16 protein-coding genes and 1 pseudogene are annotated in these 17,818 nt (G+C 66.1%); 4 read left to right on the top strand and 13 right to left on the bottom strand.

Annotated elements, in window-relative coordinates:
- Positions 1-521, top strand: a pseudogene (locus QZZ02_RS01525) (class I SAM-dependent DNA methyltransferase); the annotation flags it as partial.
- Positions 522-578: 57 nt separating this feature from the next.
- Here QZZ02_RS01525 and QZZ02_RS01520 read toward each other — a convergent pair.
- The 7 genes from QZZ02_RS01520 to moaA form a co-directional block, all read right to left on the bottom strand.
- Positions 579-1,256: a GntR family transcriptional regulator gene (locus QZZ02_RS01520; protein WP_291841795.1), complete on the bottom strand. Its 678-nt coding sequence runs from the start codon at positions 1,254-1,256 to the stop codon at positions 579-581.
- 89 nt (positions 1,257-1,345) lie between these two features.
- On the bottom strand, positions 1,346-2,530 hold the full coding sequence (gene glp / locus QZZ02_RS01515; protein WP_291841794.1) for a gephyrin-like molybdotransferase Glp: 1,185 nt from the start codon (positions 2,528-2,530) through the stop codon (positions 1,346-1,348).
- Positions 2,527-3,015: a cyclic pyranopterin monophosphate synthase MoaC gene (gene moaC / locus QZZ02_RS01510; protein WP_291841793.1), complete on the bottom strand. Its 489-nt coding sequence runs from the start codon at positions 3,013-3,015 to the stop codon at positions 2,527-2,529. Before moaC ends, glp begins: the two co-directional genes overlap by 4 nt.
- On the bottom strand, positions 3,015-3,527 hold the full coding sequence (locus QZZ02_RS01505) for a molybdenum cofactor synthesis domain-containing protein (RefSeq protein WP_291841792.1): 513 nt from the start codon (positions 3,525-3,527) through the stop codon (positions 3,015-3,017). The genes moaC and QZZ02_RS01505 overlap by 1 nt, the downstream gene beginning before the upstream one ends.
- Complete coding sequence (locus QZZ02_RS01500; RefSeq protein WP_291841791.1) at positions 3,527-3,997, bottom strand: molybdenum cofactor biosynthesis protein MoaE; 471 nt, start codon at positions 3,995-3,997, stop codon at positions 3,527-3,529. The genes QZZ02_RS01505 and QZZ02_RS01500 overlap by 1 nt, the downstream gene beginning before the upstream one ends.
- A 3-nt stretch (positions 3,998-4,000) precedes the next feature.
- Positions 4,001-4,252: a MoaD/ThiS family protein gene (locus tag QZZ02_RS01495; protein ID WP_291841790.1), complete on the bottom strand. Its 252-nt coding sequence runs from the start codon at positions 4,250-4,252 to the stop codon at positions 4,001-4,003.
- Positions 4,253-4,256: 4 nt separating this feature from the next.
- The gene (moaA, locus tag QZZ02_RS01490; RefSeq protein WP_291841789.1) at positions 4,257-5,282 is read right to left on the bottom strand and encodes a GTP 3',8-cyclase MoaA; all 1,026 of its coding nucleotides are present in this window, start codon (positions 5,280-5,282) and stop codon (positions 4,257-4,259) included.
- A 399-nt stretch (positions 5,283-5,681) separates the two neighbouring features.
- Here moaA and QZZ02_RS01485 point away from each other — a divergent pair, with 399 nt between their 5' ends.
- The 3 genes from QZZ02_RS01485 to ppa all read left to right on the top strand — a co-directional run bounded on the left by QZZ02_RS01485 (position 5,682) and on the right by ppa (position 12,270).
- Complete coding sequence (locus QZZ02_RS01485; protein WP_291841787.1) at positions 5,682-7,103, top strand: NAD(P)-dependent oxidoreductase; 1,422 nt, start codon at positions 5,682-5,684, stop codon at positions 7,101-7,103.
- Positions 7,100-11,632, top strand: a complete 4,533-nt coding sequence (gltB, locus tag QZZ02_RS01480; protein ID WP_291841785.1) for a glutamate synthase large subunit — start codon at positions 7,100-7,102, stop codon at positions 11,630-11,632. The genes QZZ02_RS01485 and gltB overlap by 4 nt, the downstream gene beginning before the upstream one ends.
- Positions 11,633-11,742: 110 nt before the next feature.
- Positions 11,743-12,270, top strand: a complete 528-nt coding sequence (gene ppa, locus QZZ02_RS01475; protein WP_291841784.1) for an inorganic diphosphatase — start codon at positions 11,743-11,745, stop codon at positions 12,268-12,270.
- Between the two features lie 81 nt (positions 12,271-12,351).
- On the opposite strand, the gene QZZ02_RS01470 is transcribed toward ppa, so the two are convergent.
- The 6 genes from QZZ02_RS01470 to QZZ02_RS01445 all read right to left on the bottom strand — a co-directional run bounded on the left by QZZ02_RS01470 (position 12,352) and on the right by QZZ02_RS01445 (position 17,748).
- Positions 12,352-13,998: an NAD(P)/FAD-dependent oxidoreductase gene (locus tag QZZ02_RS01470; RefSeq protein WP_291841783.1), complete on the bottom strand. Its 1,647-nt coding sequence runs from the start codon at positions 13,996-13,998 to the stop codon at positions 12,352-12,354.
- A gap of 70 nt (positions 13,999-14,068) precedes the next feature.
- A complete protein-coding gene (locus QZZ02_RS01465; protein WP_291841782.1) occupies positions 14,069-14,458 on the bottom strand; it encodes a phosphate acetyltransferase in 390 nt (129 codons plus the stop codon).
- Complete coding sequence (locus QZZ02_RS01460) at positions 14,455-14,850, bottom strand: MaoC/PaaZ C-terminal domain-containing protein (RefSeq protein ID WP_291841781.1); 396 nt, start codon at positions 14,848-14,850, stop codon at positions 14,455-14,457. Before QZZ02_RS01460 ends, QZZ02_RS01465 begins: the two co-directional genes overlap by 4 nt.
- A complete protein-coding gene (locus QZZ02_RS01455) occupies positions 14,847-16,349 on the bottom strand; it encodes a long-chain fatty acid--CoA ligase (RefSeq protein ID WP_291841780.1) in 1,503 nt (500 codons plus the stop codon). Before QZZ02_RS01455 ends, QZZ02_RS01460 begins: the two co-directional genes overlap by 4 nt.
- Positions 16,349-17,143 (bottom strand): enoyl-CoA hydratase/isomerase family protein, encoded by a 795-nt coding sequence (locus tag QZZ02_RS01450; RefSeq protein WP_291841779.1) that lies wholly within the window; start codon positions 17,141-17,143, stop codon positions 16,349-16,351. The genes QZZ02_RS01455 and QZZ02_RS01450 overlap by 1 nt, the downstream gene beginning before the upstream one ends.
- Positions 17,140-17,748: a TetR/AcrR family transcriptional regulator gene (locus QZZ02_RS01445; RefSeq protein WP_291841778.1), complete on the bottom strand. Its 609-nt coding sequence runs from the start codon at positions 17,746-17,748 to the stop codon at positions 17,140-17,142. Before QZZ02_RS01445 ends, QZZ02_RS01450 begins: the two co-directional genes overlap by 4 nt.
- Positions 17,749-17,818: the final 70 nt, after the last annotated feature.

Below are 17,818 nucleotides of genomic sequence, written 5' to 3'. Positions count from 1 at the left end.
TCACCGACGCCGAGCGGGACATTTACGACGCCGGGCTGGTCGGGACGCTGAAATCCATTCATGACGATATCGATGCCGCCGTGTTCGAGGCCTATGGCTGGCCGGCGGATCTGGATGACGAGGCGATCCTGGAACGGCTGGTCGCGCTCAATCTGGAGCGTCATGAGGAGGAACAGCGCGGCCAGGTCCGCTGGCCGCGGCCCGACTTCCAGATCCCGCGCTTTGCGCCCAAGTCGGCGAAGTCCCGGCAGGACGATCTCGATCTGGGCGAGGCAGAGGCGGTCGAGGCCGGTGCCAAGCTGCCACCCTTCCCGGCGAAGGACCGCAAGGCCCAGGCCCGCATCGTCCGCGAATTGCTGGAGGCGGCGACCGGCCCGGTCTCGGTCGAGGGCCTGGCGCGCCAGTTTGCCGGCAAGAATACCAAAGCCAAACTCACCCGCGTCGCCGACATGCTCGACGTCATGGAAGCGCTCGGACAGGCGGAGATGGACGCCGAGGGGCGGTATTTCGTGGCGGGGTGAAGGGGCGCGTTCTTCTTCCCCGCTTGCGGGGGAAGTGGCCTGGCGCCGCGAGGGTAATCAGCCCTCAAACGCCTTAACCAGCGCCGTCCGCGCCGTGACAATGTGCTGGGCCATGCGCTGTTCGCCGACAACCGGATCACCGGACTTCATGGCGTCGAGCAGGCCGTCATGTTCGGCATTGGCGGTCGTGCGGGCGTCGGGGGTGAGGGAGAGCTGGAGGCGGACATAACGGTCGATGTGCCGGTTGAGCGATTGCACGATGGCCCATGTGCGCGGACGGTCTGCCGGGGCGTGCAGGGCTGCGTGGAAGTCGCGGTTGAGGGCGCCGAAACGGGCGGTGTCGCCCTCGGCCAGGGCGGCAGTCTCGCGGGCGCGGATGGTCTCGACGGCGGCGATGTCGGCGGCACTGGCGCGCTCGATGGCGCGGGCGAAGAGGCCGGGTTCCAGCTGCAGGCGGATGTCGAAGAGTTCGGCCATGTCCGCGGCCGAGACGGGCGAGACAGTGACGCCGCGATTGGGCTGGAAGACCACCAGGCCCTCCACCTCGAGACGCCGAAGCGCTTCGCGGACCGGCATGCGCGACACCTTGTAGGCGTCGGCCAATGTCTCCTGACGCAGGGCTTCGCCGGGCTTGAATTCATTGGCCAGAATGCGGGCGCGAATGCGCGCGGCCAGCTGGTCGACCACTGATGTGGACGTGATGGGGTCGGAAAATCTGCTATCGGTGCCCGGCACGGGGGCGCTCCCGGATGATTGGCGACGGGGCAGAGTAGGCAGGTGCGCGGCGACTGTCATGCCGGCAGACCGGCGGGCGGTCCCGGGGCTCAGTCGAGCAGCAGGACGTCGATCATCTGGTCGGCTCCTGCCGGCGGTGCATTGATGGCGCGCGGGATGAGAAGCTCGGCCCGGGCCAGCGCCGAGATCATGCCGCTGTCCTGGCTGCCGGAGGGGCGGACACGGCCTGTTTCGGGATCGAAACGACCGCGAATCCAGGTCTCGCGCGGCCCGTTGCCGGGCAGGTCGGCCATCAGCCGTGCCGGGCGCAGGCGCGGGCGCTGCGTTTCGCCCAGCAGGCGCTCGACGGCCGGGCGCAGGACAAGTTCGGCGACCACCAGGGCGGAGACCGGATTGCCCGGCAGGCCTAGCACCGGCACGTCCGGCAGCTGGCCGAACCAGGTCGGCTTGCCGGGTTTCAGCGCGATCTTGTCGAAGGCGAGCTCACCGCCCATCTCGGCAAAGACCCGGCGCAGATGATCATGATCGCCCACGGATGCGCCGCCGATCGTGACCAGGAGGTCGAAATCGCTGGCCCGTTCAAGAGCCTTGCGGACAGCGTCCGGCGTGTCGCGGGCAATGCCGAGATCGATCGGGACGGCGCCGCAGGCGGTCAGCAGGGCGATCAGGGCCGGGGCGTTGGAATTGATGATCTGGCCGGGACCGGGCGGGGCGCCGGCAGTCACCAGCTCGTCGCCCGAGGCCAGAACGCCGATGCGCGGCTGGCGGCTGACCAGCAGTGACGAGGCTCCGCCCGCCGCGGCCAGCGCCAGGCGCGGTGCGGTGAGGCGCAGTCCGGCTTCCAGCAAGGTCTCGCCGCTCGCGAAGTCCTCGCCCATGGCGCGGACATGGCGCAGGCGCTGGGGCGGATCCTGCAGGGTGATCCGGTCGCCGGTGCGCGTCGTGTTTTCCTGGATCACGACTTGGTCAGCCCCATCGGGCAGGGCGGCTCCGGTCGAGATGCGCACTGCGGTACCGTGCCGGATCGGACGATGGAGCGCATGGCCGGCGGCGGATTCGCCGTCAAGCGGCAGGGTGACGGGATGGTCGCCGAGATCGCTGGAGCGCACCGCATAACCATCCATCGCCGCGGCGTGGAAGGGCGGCTGTGTCAGGCGGGCGGTGACGGCTTTTGCCAGCACCCGCCCGGCCGCCTCGCCGAGGCTGACTGTCTCGGCCTCCATTGGCGTGAGGTCGCTGCGAACACGGGCGATGGCCTCACTGAGCGGGATCATGGCGCTGCGTCTCCGCGCTGCCAGTCACCGGACTTGCCGCCGCTCTTGCTGTCGAGCTGGATCGCGGTGATCCGCATGCCCTTGTCGAGCGCCTTGGCCATGTCATAGAGGGTCAGCGCGGCGACTGAACAGGCCGTCAGGGCCTCCATCTCGACGCCGGTCTTGCCATCCGTGCGCACCGTGGCGGTGATGGCAAAGGCGGTTTCGCCCGGTACGGGCTCGATGGCGACCTCGACCCTGGTGATCGGCAGCGGATGGCAGAGCGGGATCAGGTCGGCGGTGCGCTTGGCGCCCATGATGCCGGCCAACTCCGCGGTGCGGCAGGCATCGCCCTTGGGACCCTGGCCGTCGCGCACGGCGGCAAAGGCCGCAGCGCTCATCTCGATCCGGGCGCTGGCTGTGGCGGTGCGGCGGGTGACCGCCTTGTCGCCGACATCGACCATGCGGACCCGGCCCTCACTGTCCTGGTGGGTCAGCCCGGTCATCAGCTTTCTCCCAGCCGGGGCAGGATTTCAACGAGGTTGCACGGCGTGTGCGCGGCATCGAACTCATGCCGCAAAATCCCGTTCCAGGCATCCTTGCAGGCGCCCATCGAGCCGGGAATGGCAAAGACATAGGTCGCCTTGGCGATGCCCGCGAGGGCGCGCGATTGCAGGGTCGAGACGCCGACCGACTGGAAGGAGATCTGGTGGAACACGACCGAGAAACCGTCGATCTCCTTGTCCAGCATTGGCCGGATCGCCTCCGGGGTGACATCGCGCCCGGTCAGGCCCGTCCCGCCGGTCGTGATCACCGCATGGATAGCCGGATCATCGAGCCAGGCCTGCAGGCGAGCGCGGATGGTCTCGATCGTGTCGGGCACGATGGCGTGGTCGATGACCGTGTGACCGGCGCCGGCGATCTGCTCGCGCAGCCAGGGGCCGGTCTTGTCGCTGGCCGCATCGCGCGTGTCAGAAATCGTCATCACGGCAAAGCCGAGCCGGTGCTCGTCGCTCATCAGGCATCCTCCTGCGCGATCTGGTCGCGCCAGTATTGCGACGCCGCCGCGTCGCTGTCACGGGCGGTAACCCAGTGACTGCCGCCCGCCGTGTGGACGCGCTTCCAGAACGGCGCTTCGGTCTTGAGCCGGTCGATCAGGAAGCCGACCGCTTCCAGCGCGGCGCGGCGGTGCGGGGCGCTGGCGGCGACGACGACAATGGTCTCGCCGACCGCCATGCGGCCGACCCGGTGATGGATGATCGCCTGGCTCAGCGACCAGCGCGACATCGCCAGCTCGCGCAGTTCTGCCAGCGCGGTTTCGGTGACGCCGGGATAGTGCTCGAGTTCCAGCGTCTGGAGACCCGGTTCGGCACGGACCTGGCCAACAAAACTCGCGACGGCCCCGTCATCGGGATCGGTTCCCGTGAGGGCGGCAACAAGGGCGGGCGGGTCGAGCGGATCGGCTGTGACCAGAATCTTCGGCATCATGGCTCAGCCTCCGGTGAAGGGCGGGCAGAAGGCGAGCCGGTCGCCATCCTCAAGCGCGCTGGGGCGGGTGACGATGCGGTCATTGCGGATCAGGCGAATTTCCGGTGCGGCAAGGGCGGCGGCGGCCGCATCGCTTGCGGTGAGATGGGCGATCAGGGTTTCGCTGTCCGAGACATCCGGCGGCAGGTCGAGCGTGGTCTCGCCTTCGCCGAGCCGGTCGCGCAGGGCGGCCATGTAGCGGATATGGACGTGCATCGGATCAGCCTCCCGTGATGGCCATGTGCCGCTTCACCGAGGGTTTGGCGCCCGGGCTGACGTCGAAATCATGCGCTTCCGGCTTGTTGGCGATGGCTGCCTCCAGCGCCGCGTGCAGACCGTCGACGCCGTGCTCGCGCAGGGCGCCGCGCAGGTCGACCTCACCCTCGCGTCCCAGGCAGGAATGCAGCTGGCCGGTACAGGTCAGGCGGACGCGGTTGCAGCTGGCGCAGAAATTTCCCGTCAGCGGCGTGATCAGGCCGAGCCTGCCACCGGTCTCGGCGACATGATGATAGCGCGCCGGACCGCCGGTGCTGTCGCTGAGCGGGGTCAGCGTCCAGCGCTGTTCGAGACGTTCGCGCACGGCGGTCAGTGGCAAGAACTGGATCGAGCGGTCGGTGCCGACATCGCCGATCGGCATGACCTCGATCAGGGTGATGTCATGGCCCTGGCCATGCGCCCAGGCGATGAGGTCGGGCAATTCGTCCTCATTTTCGCCCTTCATGGCGACGGCGTTGATCTTGACTGATAACCCGGCGGCCTTGGCGGCCGCGATCCCGGTCAGCGTATCGGCGAGGCGGCCGCCGCGCGTGAGGCGCGCGAAGCGCTCCGGGTCCAGCGTGTCGAGCGAGACATTGATGCGCCGCATGCCAGCCGCGACCAGCCGCGCCGCGAAACGCGGCAGCTGGGTGGCATTGGTGGTCAGGGTCAGCTCCTCGAGCGCGCCTTTGGGGCTACCAGCCTTGCCCAGCCGGGTGCCGAGGCGTTCGATCAGGCTGACCACATCGCGCCGCACCAGCGGTTCGCCGCCGGTGATGCGGACCTTGGTGACGCCGCGCGCGATGAAGGCGCTGGCGACCTGCTCCAGCTCCTCAAGGGTCAGCAGTTCGGATTTGGGCAGGAAATCGGGCTGCGCCTTCATGCAGTAAACGCAGCGCAAATCGCAGCGATCCGTCACCGAAAGCCGCAGATAGCGGATCTGGCGACCGAAACTGTCGATAAGGGGCGTTGTCGGATGGGGCAGTGTCATCACCCGAATTTGGGGGGGATGGCGAGGCAGGGCAAGGCGCTTTGACCGATCGGAGCCGACACCACGCAATCGTGACCGCGCGTGTGCCCAGATCGGCGGCTGATCCCGCATTCGACGCCGTGGCCGCACGTCTGGCCCGGCCGCGGCGGGATGAGTTGTTCATCCTGCCGCATTCGCGAGCATGCCTGCATCATTCTTGCGCGACGGGGTTCGTCACAAGCTCGCGCAATTGCCATGTATTTGCCGGCAAGCGGTTTACGGGTCATAATTCTTGGAAGTTCATGCCACAAATATCGCTTTCAGGGCATAAATTGCCAACTTGCCGAACGGCCTCCGACTTGTGCGCCTGCGAAGTCTGTGCTGCATTGGCGAACTTTCGGCAATTTGACGGGGGCAGGATTGCTCAGATTTGTGGACATCGACCAGGCCTATCCGGAGAAGCGCTCGGAGAGCGAACGGCGTAATGATTTCAACGAGATCTACCGCGGTTACTCGACCGAAGCCGCGGCCCGGCAGGCTTCGCGCTGCTCGCAGTGCGGTGTTCCCTTCTGCCAGTCCGGCTGTCCTTTGCAGAACAATATTCCCGACTGGCTGATGCTGGCCGGCGAGGACCGGCTGCGCGAGGCCTATGAGGCCTCCGCCGCGACCTCGACCATGCCGGAAATCTGTGGCCGCATCTGCCCGCAGGACCGTCTGTGCGAAGGCTCTTGTGTGGTCGAGAAGTCCAAACACGGCGCTGTCACCATCGGCGCGGTCGAGCAATACATCACCGATACCGCCTGGAAGGAAGGCTGGGTCGAGCCGCTCAAGCCGGGTCCCGAGCGCGGCCAGAGCGTCGCCATCATCGGGTCCGGACCTGCCGGTCTGGCGGCGGCGGAGCGCCTGCGCGAGGGCGGGTTTGCCGTCACGGTCTATGAGCGTGCCGACCGCGCCGGCGGCCTTTTGATGTACGGCATTCCCGGCTTCAAGCTGGAAAAGACCGTGGTCCAGCGCCGCATCGACCGGCTGGTCAAGGGTGGCGTCGTCTTCAGGATGAATGTCGAGGTCGGACGCGACGCGACGCTGGCCGGTATCCGGGCCGAGCATCACGCCGTCCTGCTTGCGACCGGTGTCTATAATGCCCGCCAGCTGACCTGTCCGGGGTCCGGCGATGGCGTGCTGGCGGCGCTGGATTATCTGACCCGCGCCAATCGCAATGATCTGGGCGATCCGGCCGCCAATGACAGCGTGCTGGATGCCCATGAAAAGGATGTCGTCGTGGTTGGTGGTGGGGATACCGCCATGGACTGTGTCCGCACGGCCATTCGCCAGGGTGCCCGGTCGGTGACCTGCCTGTATCGCCGTGACCGTGCCAACATGCCCGGCTCGGCCCGCGAGGTGGAACATGCCGAGGAGGAGGGGGTCGTGTTCGAATGGCTCTCCGCCCCGCTTGCCGTGCTGACCAGGGGCGACGCCATAACGGCGGTGCGTGTCCAGGGCATGCGGCTGGGCGCTCCGGACGCGTCGGGTCGCCGGGCACCGGAGCCGGAACCGGGCAAGACCTGGGATATCGGCGCCGACATGGTGATCTCGGCGCTCGGCTTCACGCCGGAGGACCTGCCCGTCCTGTTCGATGCGCCGGACCTCTCCGTGCATCGTGATGGCCGCGTCGAGGCGGATCGCGACACGCGCATGGCCAGCCTCGACGGCGTTTTCGTCGCCGGCGACCTGCATCGCGGCGCGTCGCTCGTAGTGTGGGCGATCAAGGACGGGCTCGATGCCGCGCGCTCGATCGAATCCTATCTCGATAATCGCATGCGTGTGCTGGGAGCGGCCGAATGACGAACAAGACCTGGTCCGAAGCCGCCCACCGCCAGGGGCTGGAAACCCTTACCCGCGCCGGCCTGATCGATCCGCGCGACGAGCGCGATGCCTGTGGTGTCGGCCTCATCGCCGACATGAAGGGCCGCGCCCGCCGCGATATTGTCGAACTGGCGATTGATGCCTTGAAGGCAGTCTGGCACCGCGGCGCCGTCGATGCTGACGGTCTCACCGGTGACGGGGCAGGTTTGCGCGTTGGCGTGCCGCAGGACTTCTTCAAGGCGGCCGTGGCGCGCACCGGGCACGAGCCCGAGCGCGGCGATGTGATTGTCGGCATGGTCTTCCTGCCGCGCACGGATTTCGCCGCCCGCGAACGGGCCCGCGCCATCATCGAGGCGGAAATCCTGCGCGAGGGCTTCGCCTTTTACGGCTGGCGCCAGCCGCCGATCGACACCTCGGTGCTGGGCGACAAGGCCCGCGCCACCCTGCCGGAGATCGAACAGGTCCTGTTCCGCGATCCGCGCGAACGCGACAGCGAGGCGGTCGAGCGTGTGCTCTACATCGTCCGCCGCCGCATCGAGCGCCGGGCCCGCGAGGAAAACCTGCGCGACCTCTATGTCTGCTCGCTGTCCTCGCGCGACATCATCTACAAGGGCCTGTTCCGCGCCCAGGATATCGACGCTTTCTACCGCGACCTGCAATCGCCGGACTTCGTCTCGCCCTTCGCCATCTTCCACCAGCGCTATTCGACCAACACCTTCCCGGAATGGCGGCTGGCCCAGCCCTTCCGCATGCTGGCCCACAATGGCGAGATCAACACGATCCGCGGCAATATCAACTGGATGCGGAGCCATGAGGTCCACATCGCCGAGACCGCCTTTGCCGATGTCATCGGCGATGTGAAACCGGTGATCCAGCCGGGCGCGTCGGACAGTGCCGCGCTCGACCAGACCTTTGAAATCCTGGTCCGCGCCGGTCGCTCGGCGCCAATGACCAAGACGCTGCTGATCCCGGAAGCCTGGTCGAAACGGGCTGATGTCATGCCCGAGGGCTGGAGTCGCATGTATGAGTATTGCAATGCGGTCATGGAGCCCTGGGACGGGCCGGCTGCGATTGCCGCCTTTGACGGGCGCTGGGCAATTGCCGGGCTCGACCGCAACGGTCTGCGCCCGATGCGTTACGCGCTGACCCGCGACGATATTTTCGTCGCCGGATCGGAAACCGGCATGGCGCCGGTCGATCCGGTGACCGTGACCGAGCGCGGCTCGATCACGCCCGGTCGCCTGATCGCGCTCGACATCGTCGAGGGCAAGTTCTACCGCGAGCAGGACATCCTCAACGAGCTGTCCGAACAACATCCCTATACGCGCTGGCTTGGCGAGATGGAGGATCTTGAATCCGTCGTCGGACCGGGCTCGGAGGACCAGGTCTTCAGCGATGATGATCGCACGCGGCGTCAGGCGGCGGCGGGCTTTACCTTCGAGAATATCGAGCTGGTCATCAAGGCGATGGCCGAAGATGGCAAGGAAGCCGTTGGCTCGATGGGTGATGATGCGCCACTGGCCGTCCTGTCGGAAAACTATCGCCCGCTCGCGCATTTCTTCCGGCAGAATTTTTCCCAGGTCACCAATCCGCCGATCGACCCGTTGCGCGAAGGCCGGGTGATGGGTCTGAAGACCCGTTTCCGTAATCTCGGGAATATCCTGGGACAGGGTGAGGCGCGGGCCAGCGTGCTCGTGCTCGACAGCCCGATCCTGACCAATGGCGGTTATGAGCGCTGGCGCGGCCATATGGGCTGCGCGGTCAAGGAGATCGATTGCCTGCTGCCGGTCGTGAAGGCCACAGGCGATGGTCAGGTCCTGCGCCAGGCGATTGATGATGTCATCCGCGAATGTGTCGCCGCCGTCCGCGACGGCGCTGCCCATCTCGTCCTGACTGATCACCGCCAGGATGCCGAAAATGCCGCCCTGCCGATGATCCTGGTCGCCGGGGCTGTCCACTCCACCCTGACCCGTGAGGGCCTGCGCAATTTCTGTTCGCTCAATGTGCGGGCGGGTGAGTGTTTCGACGCCCATTATGCGGCTGTGCTGATCGGCCTCGGCGCGACCACGGTAAACCCTTATCTCGCCTTCGACACGGTCACGGCGGGACGCGAAAGCGTGGGCGGCGAGAGCTGGGCCCGCGCCCGCGCCGGCCGCCTGAAAGCGGCGCTTGATGGCGGCCTGCTCAAAATCCTCTCCAAGATGGGAATTTCGATCATTTCCTCTTATCGCGGCGGCTGCAATTTCGAGGTGCTCGGCCTGTCGCGCGCCCTGGTGGAAGCCTATCTGCCGGGCGTTGTGAGCCGGATCTCCGGGATCGGTCTTCCCGGTCTGGAAGTGCGCACCGTGGAACTTCACCGCAAGTCCTGGCGCGGCGATGAGGCGCGCCTGCCGGTCGGTGGTTTCTATCGCCAGCGCTCCAGCGGTGACCGCCATGCGCTCAACGCACCGGTGATCAGCGCCTTGCAGGCGGCCGTTCGCGGCAATGATGCGAAGGCGTGGAAATCCTACCGCTCGGCGATCCGCGACCAGGGACCGATCCAGCTTCGCGACCTCATGGACATGCGCTCCATCGGTCCGGCGGTCGGCCTCGACCGGGTCGAATCGATCAACGGCATCCGGCGCCGTTTCGTCACGCCGGGTATGTCGCTGGGTGCCCTGTCACCCGAAGCGCATGGCGCGCTGAATGTGGCGATGAACCGGATCGGTGCCAAATCGGTCTCCGGCGAGGGCGGCGAGGATCCGGCCCGCTACAAGCCGCTGCCAAATGGCGACAACATGAACTCCGCGGTCAAGCAGATCGCCTCCGGCCGGTTCGGTGTGACGGCGGAATATCTCGGCCAGTGCCGCGAGATGGAAATCAAGGTGGCACAGGGTGCCAAGCCCGGTGAAGGTGGCCAGCTGCCCGGCTTCAAGGTCACCGAATTCATCGCCCGCATGCGCCTGGCGACGCCGGGCGTCAGCCTGATCTCGCCGCCGCCCCACCATGATATCTATTCGATCGAGGACCTGGCGCAGCTGATCTATGACCTCAAGCAGATCAATCCGACGGCCCGGGTCGGGGTGAAGCTGGTTGCGGCCGCCGGGGTCGGTGCCGTCGCTGCCGGCGTCGCCAAGGCCAATGCTGATATCATCAATATATCCGGCTCGGTCGGCGGCACCGGCGCGGCAGCCCTGTCCTCGATCAAGTTTGCTGGCGGTCCGCTGGAACTCGGCCTCGCCGAGGCGCACCAGATGCTGTCGCTGAACGGCCTGCGCGAGCGTGTCACCCTGCGCGCCGATGGCGGGATCCGCACCGGGCGCGACATTGTCATTGCCGCCATGCTGGGCGCCGAGGAATTCGGTGTCGGGACCGCCTCGCTCATCGCGCTGGGCTGTCTGATGGTGCGCCAGTGCCATTCCAATACCTGCCCGGTCGGGATCTGTACCCAGGATGATGATCTGCGCGCCCGCTTTGGCGGCTTCCCGGACCATGTCGTCAACCTGATGACCTTCCTCGCACAGGATGTGCGCGAGATACTCGCCGGCCTCGGCGCCACCTCGCTGGAAGATGTGATCGGCCGGGCTGACCTGCTCGACCAGGTCTCGCGCGGCTCGGAATCGCTCGACGATCTTGACCTCTCGGCGATCATGTCGCGCGCCGATGCCGTGGAGCGTCCGGCGCGTTCGACCCGCAGCCTGCGCAACCCTGTCGCCCCGGCGCTCGACGAGCAGATCATCGAGGACGCGGCGCCCGCCTTCGATCGCGGCGAGAAGATGCAGCTCGATTATGGCGTCAAGAATACCGATCGCGCTGTCGGCACACGAACCTCTTCGGAGATTGTCGCCCGTTTCGGTCCGGACGGGCTCGGCACGGACCATCTCACCCTGCGTCTGCGCGGTTCGGCCGGTCAGTCGCTCGGCGCCTTCGCAGCCAAGGGTTTGCGGATCGAGCTTGATGGCGATGCCAATGACTATGTCGGCAAGGGCCTGTCGGGTGCCTCGATCATCGTGCGACCCTATGGCGGCGCGACCGAGGCCAATGAGGAACACGCCATCATAGGCAATACCTGTCTTTACGGCGCCACCACCGGCCGCCTGATGGCGGCAGGGCGGGCCGGCCAGCGCTTCGGCGTCCGCAATTCCGGGGCCGATGCGGTGATCGAAGGCTGTGGCACGAATGGCTGTGAATACATGACCGGTGGCACTGCCGTCATCCTCGGCCCGGTCGGCGACAATTTTGCCGCCGGCATGACCGGGGGCGATGTCTTCGTTCATGATCCGGACCGTCGTCTCGATGCCCGCCTCAATCGCGAGACGGTGCTCGCCTTCGACCTCGAAGGAGAGAGCGAACAGCGCTGCCTGGCGATGATCGAGGCGCATGCGGCGGAGACCGGATCGCGGATCGCGAAACGTTTGCTTGCAGGCTGGACAACGGAGCGGGCGCATTTTGTCCATCTGCGCGGCGAGGAAGTGGTCAAGCGCGAGCGCGCGGCCCTGGCAGCGGCGAATGACAGCCAATCGGCCTGACCCGCCAGTTTTTATGCCCTTGAGAATTGATATTGCGGCGCAACACGGGCATTGGTCGCGCCAGAAATCGGGCGTAAGACAACGTCCGGACCAGCCGCAAGGAGTCCATGATGCGGATCGACAAAATCTCCGCGGGCGAAAATCCGCCTGAAGACATCAATGTCATCATCGAGGTCCCGGTCGGTGGCCAGCCGGTCAAATACGAGATGGACAAGGAAGCGGGCACGCTGTTTGTCGATCGCTACCTGCACACGCCGATGAGCTATCCGTGCAATTACGGCTTCATGCCGCACACCCTGTCGGAAGATGGCGATCCGATCGATGTGATGATCGTCGGCCACACCACGCTGGTGCCGGGCTGCGTCGTGCGCGCCCGTCCGATCGGCGTCCTCTTGATGGAAGACGAGAGCGGCATGGACGAGAAGATCCTCGCCGTCCCGCACGCCAAGCTGTCGCCGCTCTATGGCAAGGTCAACGAGCCGGACGACATCCCGGAAGCCCAGCTGATGCGCATCAAGCATTTCTTCGAGCACTACAAGGATCTCGAGCCCAATAAATGGGTCAAGGTCATTGGCTGGGGCGACGCCGCCAAGGCGCGCGAGCTGATCGCGGAATCGCTGGAACGCGTCAAGGGCTGAGCTTCCGCCAAAAGGGGACAGGTATAATTAACGCGCCAGATCCACGGTCTGGCGCGTTAATTATACCTGTCCCCGACAGCCCTAGCCCATCCGCTTGCCGAAATCCTTCAGGATTTCGCGGGCGGCATTGTGGCCGGGAGCGCCGGTGACGCCGCCGCCGGGATGGGTGCCGGCGCCGCACTGGTAGAGGCGTTTGATCGGGCTGCGATGGTCGGCATGGCCGAGCACCGGGCGGGCCGAGAACAGCTGGTCGAGGCTCAAGGCGCCATGGAAGATGTCGCCGCCGATGAGGCCGAATGTCCGCTCGAGATCCTTCGGTGTCAGGGCCTGATAGCCCAGAACGCTGTCCCGGAAGCCGGGCGCCCAGCGCTCGACCGTGTCGAGCATGACCTGGGCCACCGTGTCGCGATGATCATCCCAGTCGCGACCGCCGGACAGGTCCGGTTGAACATGCTGGCAGAACAAGCTGGCGACATGCTTGCCTTCCGGCGCGAGGGTCGGATCGAGGGTCGAGGGGATGAGCATTTCGATGATCGGCGCGTTCGACCAGCCCTGGCGGCGGGCGTCGACATAGGCCTGCTCCATATAGGCCAGCGAGGGCGCCATGATGATGCCGGCGGTCAGATGATCGCCGTCGCCGGGCAGGGCGGTGAAGCTGGGCAGTCGGTCCAGCGCGACATTCATCCGGAAGGTGCCGGAGCCGCAGCGATAATGGCGGATACGTTCGCTGAAATCGGCGGGCAGGGCGGCCGGATCGATCAGGGAGCCGAACAGGAGTTTCGGGTTGAGGTTGGAGACCACCGCGCGGGCAGCCAGGCGCTCGCCACTGTCGAGCACCACCGTCCCGGCACCGCCGTCTTCAACGAGGACTTCGCGGACCGCACAGCCGGTGCGGATCTCGACCCCACGCGCCTCGCAGCAGCGGGCCATGGCCTGGGTGATCGCCCCCATGCCGCCGATTGCATGGCCCCAGGCGCCCTTCTTGCCATTCACCTCGCCGAACAGGTGATGCAGCAGCACATAGGCACTGCCCGGCGTATAGGGGCTGGCGAAATTGCCGACAATGCTGTCAAAGCCGAACAGCGCCTTGATGGCGTCGCTCTCGAACCAGCCATCGAGCCAGTCGCCGGCCGATTTGGAGAACAGGTCGAGCAGGTCGCGCCGTGCCGTCATCGACATGCCGCCGAGCCGGCCACCCAGATTGGCGGCCTTCATCATTTCCGGCAGCGCGCCCAGCCAGCTGCCTTCGGACAGGTTGGGCGGGGTTTCGAGCACCAGCGAGCGCAGCGTGTCGGCGACCACTTCAAGCCGGGCGCTGTATTCATCCAGTCGCTCGGCATCGCGGGCCGAGAATTTGGCAAGCTCGTCACGCGTCAGCCCGTCACCGGCGAGCAGGTATTGGCCATCCTCGAGCGGAAGGAAATTGCCGATCTTGCGCTCGACAATCTCAAGACCATGGCCGTGCAGGTCGAGATCGGTGATGATTTTCGGATTGAGCAGCGAGACCGTGTAGCTGGCCACCGAATTGCGGAAACCGGGGTGGAATTCCTCGGTCACGGCGGCACCACCGACGACATCGCGGCGTTCCAGCACGGTGACCTTGAGTCCGGCCCTGGCGAGATAGGCGGCGCAAACCAGGCCGTTATGGCCACCGCCGACGATGATGATGTCGCTGTCGGGACGGGCGCTGCCGGCGGGTGTGTGGTTGACTTTCTTGAGGGCGTTCATGGCGCCGGAGATTGGCTGCGAACAGTAAAAAACGCAATGCAGCGTGAAGGTTGTGCCGGCAGAGTGTCGCCTATTCCTTGCTGCCAAAGGCGCTGGCGACGTCCCTGGCAAGCACCAGGGCACGCCCTTCGGCAATGGTCCGGCCGCTCGCCGTGACGCAGGTCGTGGCCAGATCGACCAGGTGCTTGTTCGGACGCAGGCGTGTGATCTCGACCCGCGCGGTCAGCGGCTCGCCCAGCGGAGCCTGGCCGAGGAAGCGGGTTTCCTGTTTGAGATAATTCGTGCCTTCGCCCGGCAAATCGACGCCGAGCAGGTAGGAGAAGAGGCTGTTGATCAGGGCTTCCGGGACGACATCGCCGGACAGTGGCGCACCGGTCAGGGCATGCAGATCGGCGGCATCCTGCGGCGAAAAGCTTCGCTCTGTGGTCGCGCTCTGACCACGTTTGAGCGGCCCGCTCATGCCGTCACCTCGGTCTGGCCGAGGCAGGTGACCACGCCATCGGACAGGCGGGTGACCTTCAGCGCGATCAGGATACCCAGCTCGGTGGCGCCAACCGTTTCGGCTTCGAAACGGAGAACCTCGCCGGCCAGGCTGGGGGCCGGGTATTGTGTGTTCTGGGTGAGCTGACGGCCGCCGGGCATGATCGTTTCGACAAGGCCGCGCAGGACCGAGCACAGGAGCGCGCCATGGGCGACGGTCTTGCCGAACCGGGTCCTGGCCGAGAACTCCGGGTCGACATGGATCGGGTTGTCATCGCCGGACAGGCGCGCAAAGGCGTCGAAATCGGCCTGGCTGAATGTCTTGTCCAGCTTTGCACGATCCTGGGCCGGGCGGGGTTTGAGGGCGGTCATTCAACGCCCTCCGGCCTCGGCAGGAGGTGTTTCTGGACCTTGCCGGCGGCCGTGCGCGGAAAATCGTCGGCGCGCAGGAAATGACGCGGCACCTTGTAGCCGGCCAGGCGCTCGCGGCACCAGGATCGCAGCGCCTCATCTGTCACCGACTGGCCCGCGCGCAGGATGAGATGGGCACAGCCGACCTCGCCCCACTTCTCGTCGTCGACGCCGGTCACTGCGGCTTCGAGAATCGCGGGATGTTCGTCGAGCACGTTCTCGACTTCTGCCGGATAGACGTTTTCCCCGCCGGAGATGTACATCTCCTTGATCCGGCCCGCGATATAGCAGTAGCCGTCGCTGTCGAAGCGACCGAGATCACCGCTCTTGAGCCAGCCATCGGCGGTGAAGAGTTGCCGCGTTTCGGCCTCGCGCTGCCAATAGCCCGGCGTCAGGCCCGGCCCGAAGAACTGCACCTCACCCGTCTCGCCGACCGGAAGGGGCGTGCCATCGGGCGTGGCAATTCGGGCTTCAATGAGCAGCTGCGGCTTGCCGACCGATCCGATCTTGTCGAGCGCATGCTCGCGATCCATCAGGAAGGCGGTCGGCCCGGTCTCGGTCATGCCGAACCCGTTGCACACGACGGCGCCGCGTGCCGCATATTGCTCAATCAGCACGTCGGGCATCGGCGCGCCGCCGCAGGCCCAGTGCCGCAGCCGGGTCAGGTCGGTGGTCTCGAAAGCGGGGTGCAGTGACAGCTCGCGATAGACCGCCGGTACGCACAGCATGACGTCGAGGCGACCGGCCTCAATCAGTGCCAGCACGGTCGCGGCGTCGAAGCCGGGCAGGACATGGTTGAGACCTCCGGCCATCAGGACCGGCAGGGTGTGCAGGTTGATCCCGGCGGTATGAAAAAGCGGCAGGAAGTTCACCGTCGCATCACCATCGCGCAGGCCGATCGCCTGGGAGATGTTGACGTAATTCACCAGCGCCATGCGGTAGGTCTGGATCACGCCCTTGGGTCGTCCGGTCGTTCCCGAGGTGTAGATCAGATACCACGGCTCGTCGCCCGGCCAGGACACGCGCCCCGGATGGGGCTCGGCCGCATCGCGCGCAGCTTGCCAGTCCTGTTCGAGATCCATGACCGCAATCCCGCGCAGCTGCGCAGCTCCGGTTGCCGTTGCGGCATCTTCGGCACCGGTAAGCAGCAGGACGGGCGCACAATCATCGAGAAGGTCGGCGAGTTCGCGGGCCGGCATGCGCCAGTTGAGGGGGGCGAAGATGGCGCCCAGCTTGGCGCAGGCAAACAGGGCCTCGAAAAACTCCACCCGGTTGCGGCACAGGATGGCGACCCGGTCGCCGGCGCCAACGCCGCGGTCGGCGAGCACGCGGGCGGCGCGGGCGCTGCGGTCCTCGAGCGCCGCGAAGCTCACAATCTCGCCTGTCGCGACGACGTGAAAGGCGGGGCGGTCCGGCGTGAGGGCGGCGCGGCGGGCGGTGATGTCGGTGATCACATCCATCAGCGGGCCTCCGCGCGGGGTGCGAGGAAGGCGGCCATGCGGGCGCGTGTTTCGGGGCGCACCAGAAGCGCGCAGAAGGCGGTGCGCTCACGCTCGAGCCTGGCGCTGAGCGGATCGCCGGAGCGGCGCGCATCAAGCAGGCGGCGGCTGATTGTGGCGACGCACGGATCATGGCCGGCCAGTTCAGCGACCGTATCCGTCAGCACGGTTTCGAAGCTCTCGGTATCAGCGAGCCGGTCAGCGAGACCCATTTCGAAGGCCGCAACGGCGCTGACGCGATTGTCGAGGGTCAGCCAGGACCCGGTGCGGGCTGACCCGATCCGATCAGGCATCAGCGCGGTCCAGCCGCCATCCGGGGCGAAGCCCATCCTGGCATAGTAAGGCTGGATGAAGGCGTCGCGGTTCATCACGATGGTGTCACAGGCCAGCATCAATCCGATCGCGCCACCGGTCACCGGACCATTGACCGCTGCCACGCTGGGGCAGGGCAGGTCGCGCAGGGCGAGTATGACCTGGTTGAGCGCGCTGACGACGCGATCGCCATAGGCCTGCAGCGTTTGCGGGTCTTCGGCACGGGCGTGAAACTCGCTGATATCGCCGCCCGAGGAGAAGGCGCGGCCCTCGCCGGTTAGGACAACAACCCGCGTTTCGTCACAGGTCGAGAGTGCGTCAACCAGCGCATCCAGAAGCTCCGGCGTCAGCGCATTGCCGCGCCCGGGCCGGTTCAGCCGGATCCGCATGCACGCGTCGTCGCGGTCGACAAGAAGCGGTGAGGATGTGGTTGTTTCTGTCATGGTTTGAGACCGTTGGCGATCAGGTCGGAGACCACGCGCGCGATGTCCTCGGGGTTGCGGTCGCGTTCCCAGATGCCAAAGCGCAACCCCATGAACACACTCATTCCGATCAGGGCCCAGGCGCGCTTGCCCTGGTCTCCGGCCCGCACTTCGCCGCGCGCCTCCGCCTCTTCCAGATTGCGCTGATAGCGCTCCATGAAAACGTCGTAGTGGGCCTTGTAGGCGTCCGGAGCGACGAACTGGCTTTCCTCGATGATGCGGTAGAGATTCGGATGCGCCCGGGCGAATTCGATATAGGCGACCAGGCCGCGATGCTCTGTTTCGAGGCGGTCCGGTGCACCTTTTACACGTTCGGCAATCCAGCCGCGCGTCATCTCGCCCATGTGGGCGACAAGGGCGCGGAATATCTCGTCCTTGGAATCGAAATAAACATAGAAGGTTCCCAGTGCCACCGAGGCCCGGCGCGTGATGTCGCCGATCGATGTGGCGTGGAAACCATTCTCTCCAAAGGCGCCCTCGGCGGCCTCCAGAAGCTTGTTCCGGGTGCGTTGGCCGCGGGCGGTTTTCGGTCGTTTGTCGACCGTGCTCGTTTCAGAAGTTGACATATGATTCAGTTTTCACAAAATGGCTCCAAGATCAATATGGCACGATCCAGAGAAAATTGGACGGTCAAGG

The organism is Maricaulis sp. (genome assembly GCF_015665295.1).
GTDB lineage: Bacteria > Pseudomonadota > Alphaproteobacteria > Caulobacterales > Maricaulaceae > Maricaulis.
This window is presented reverse-complemented; position numbering and strand designations above follow the sequence as displayed.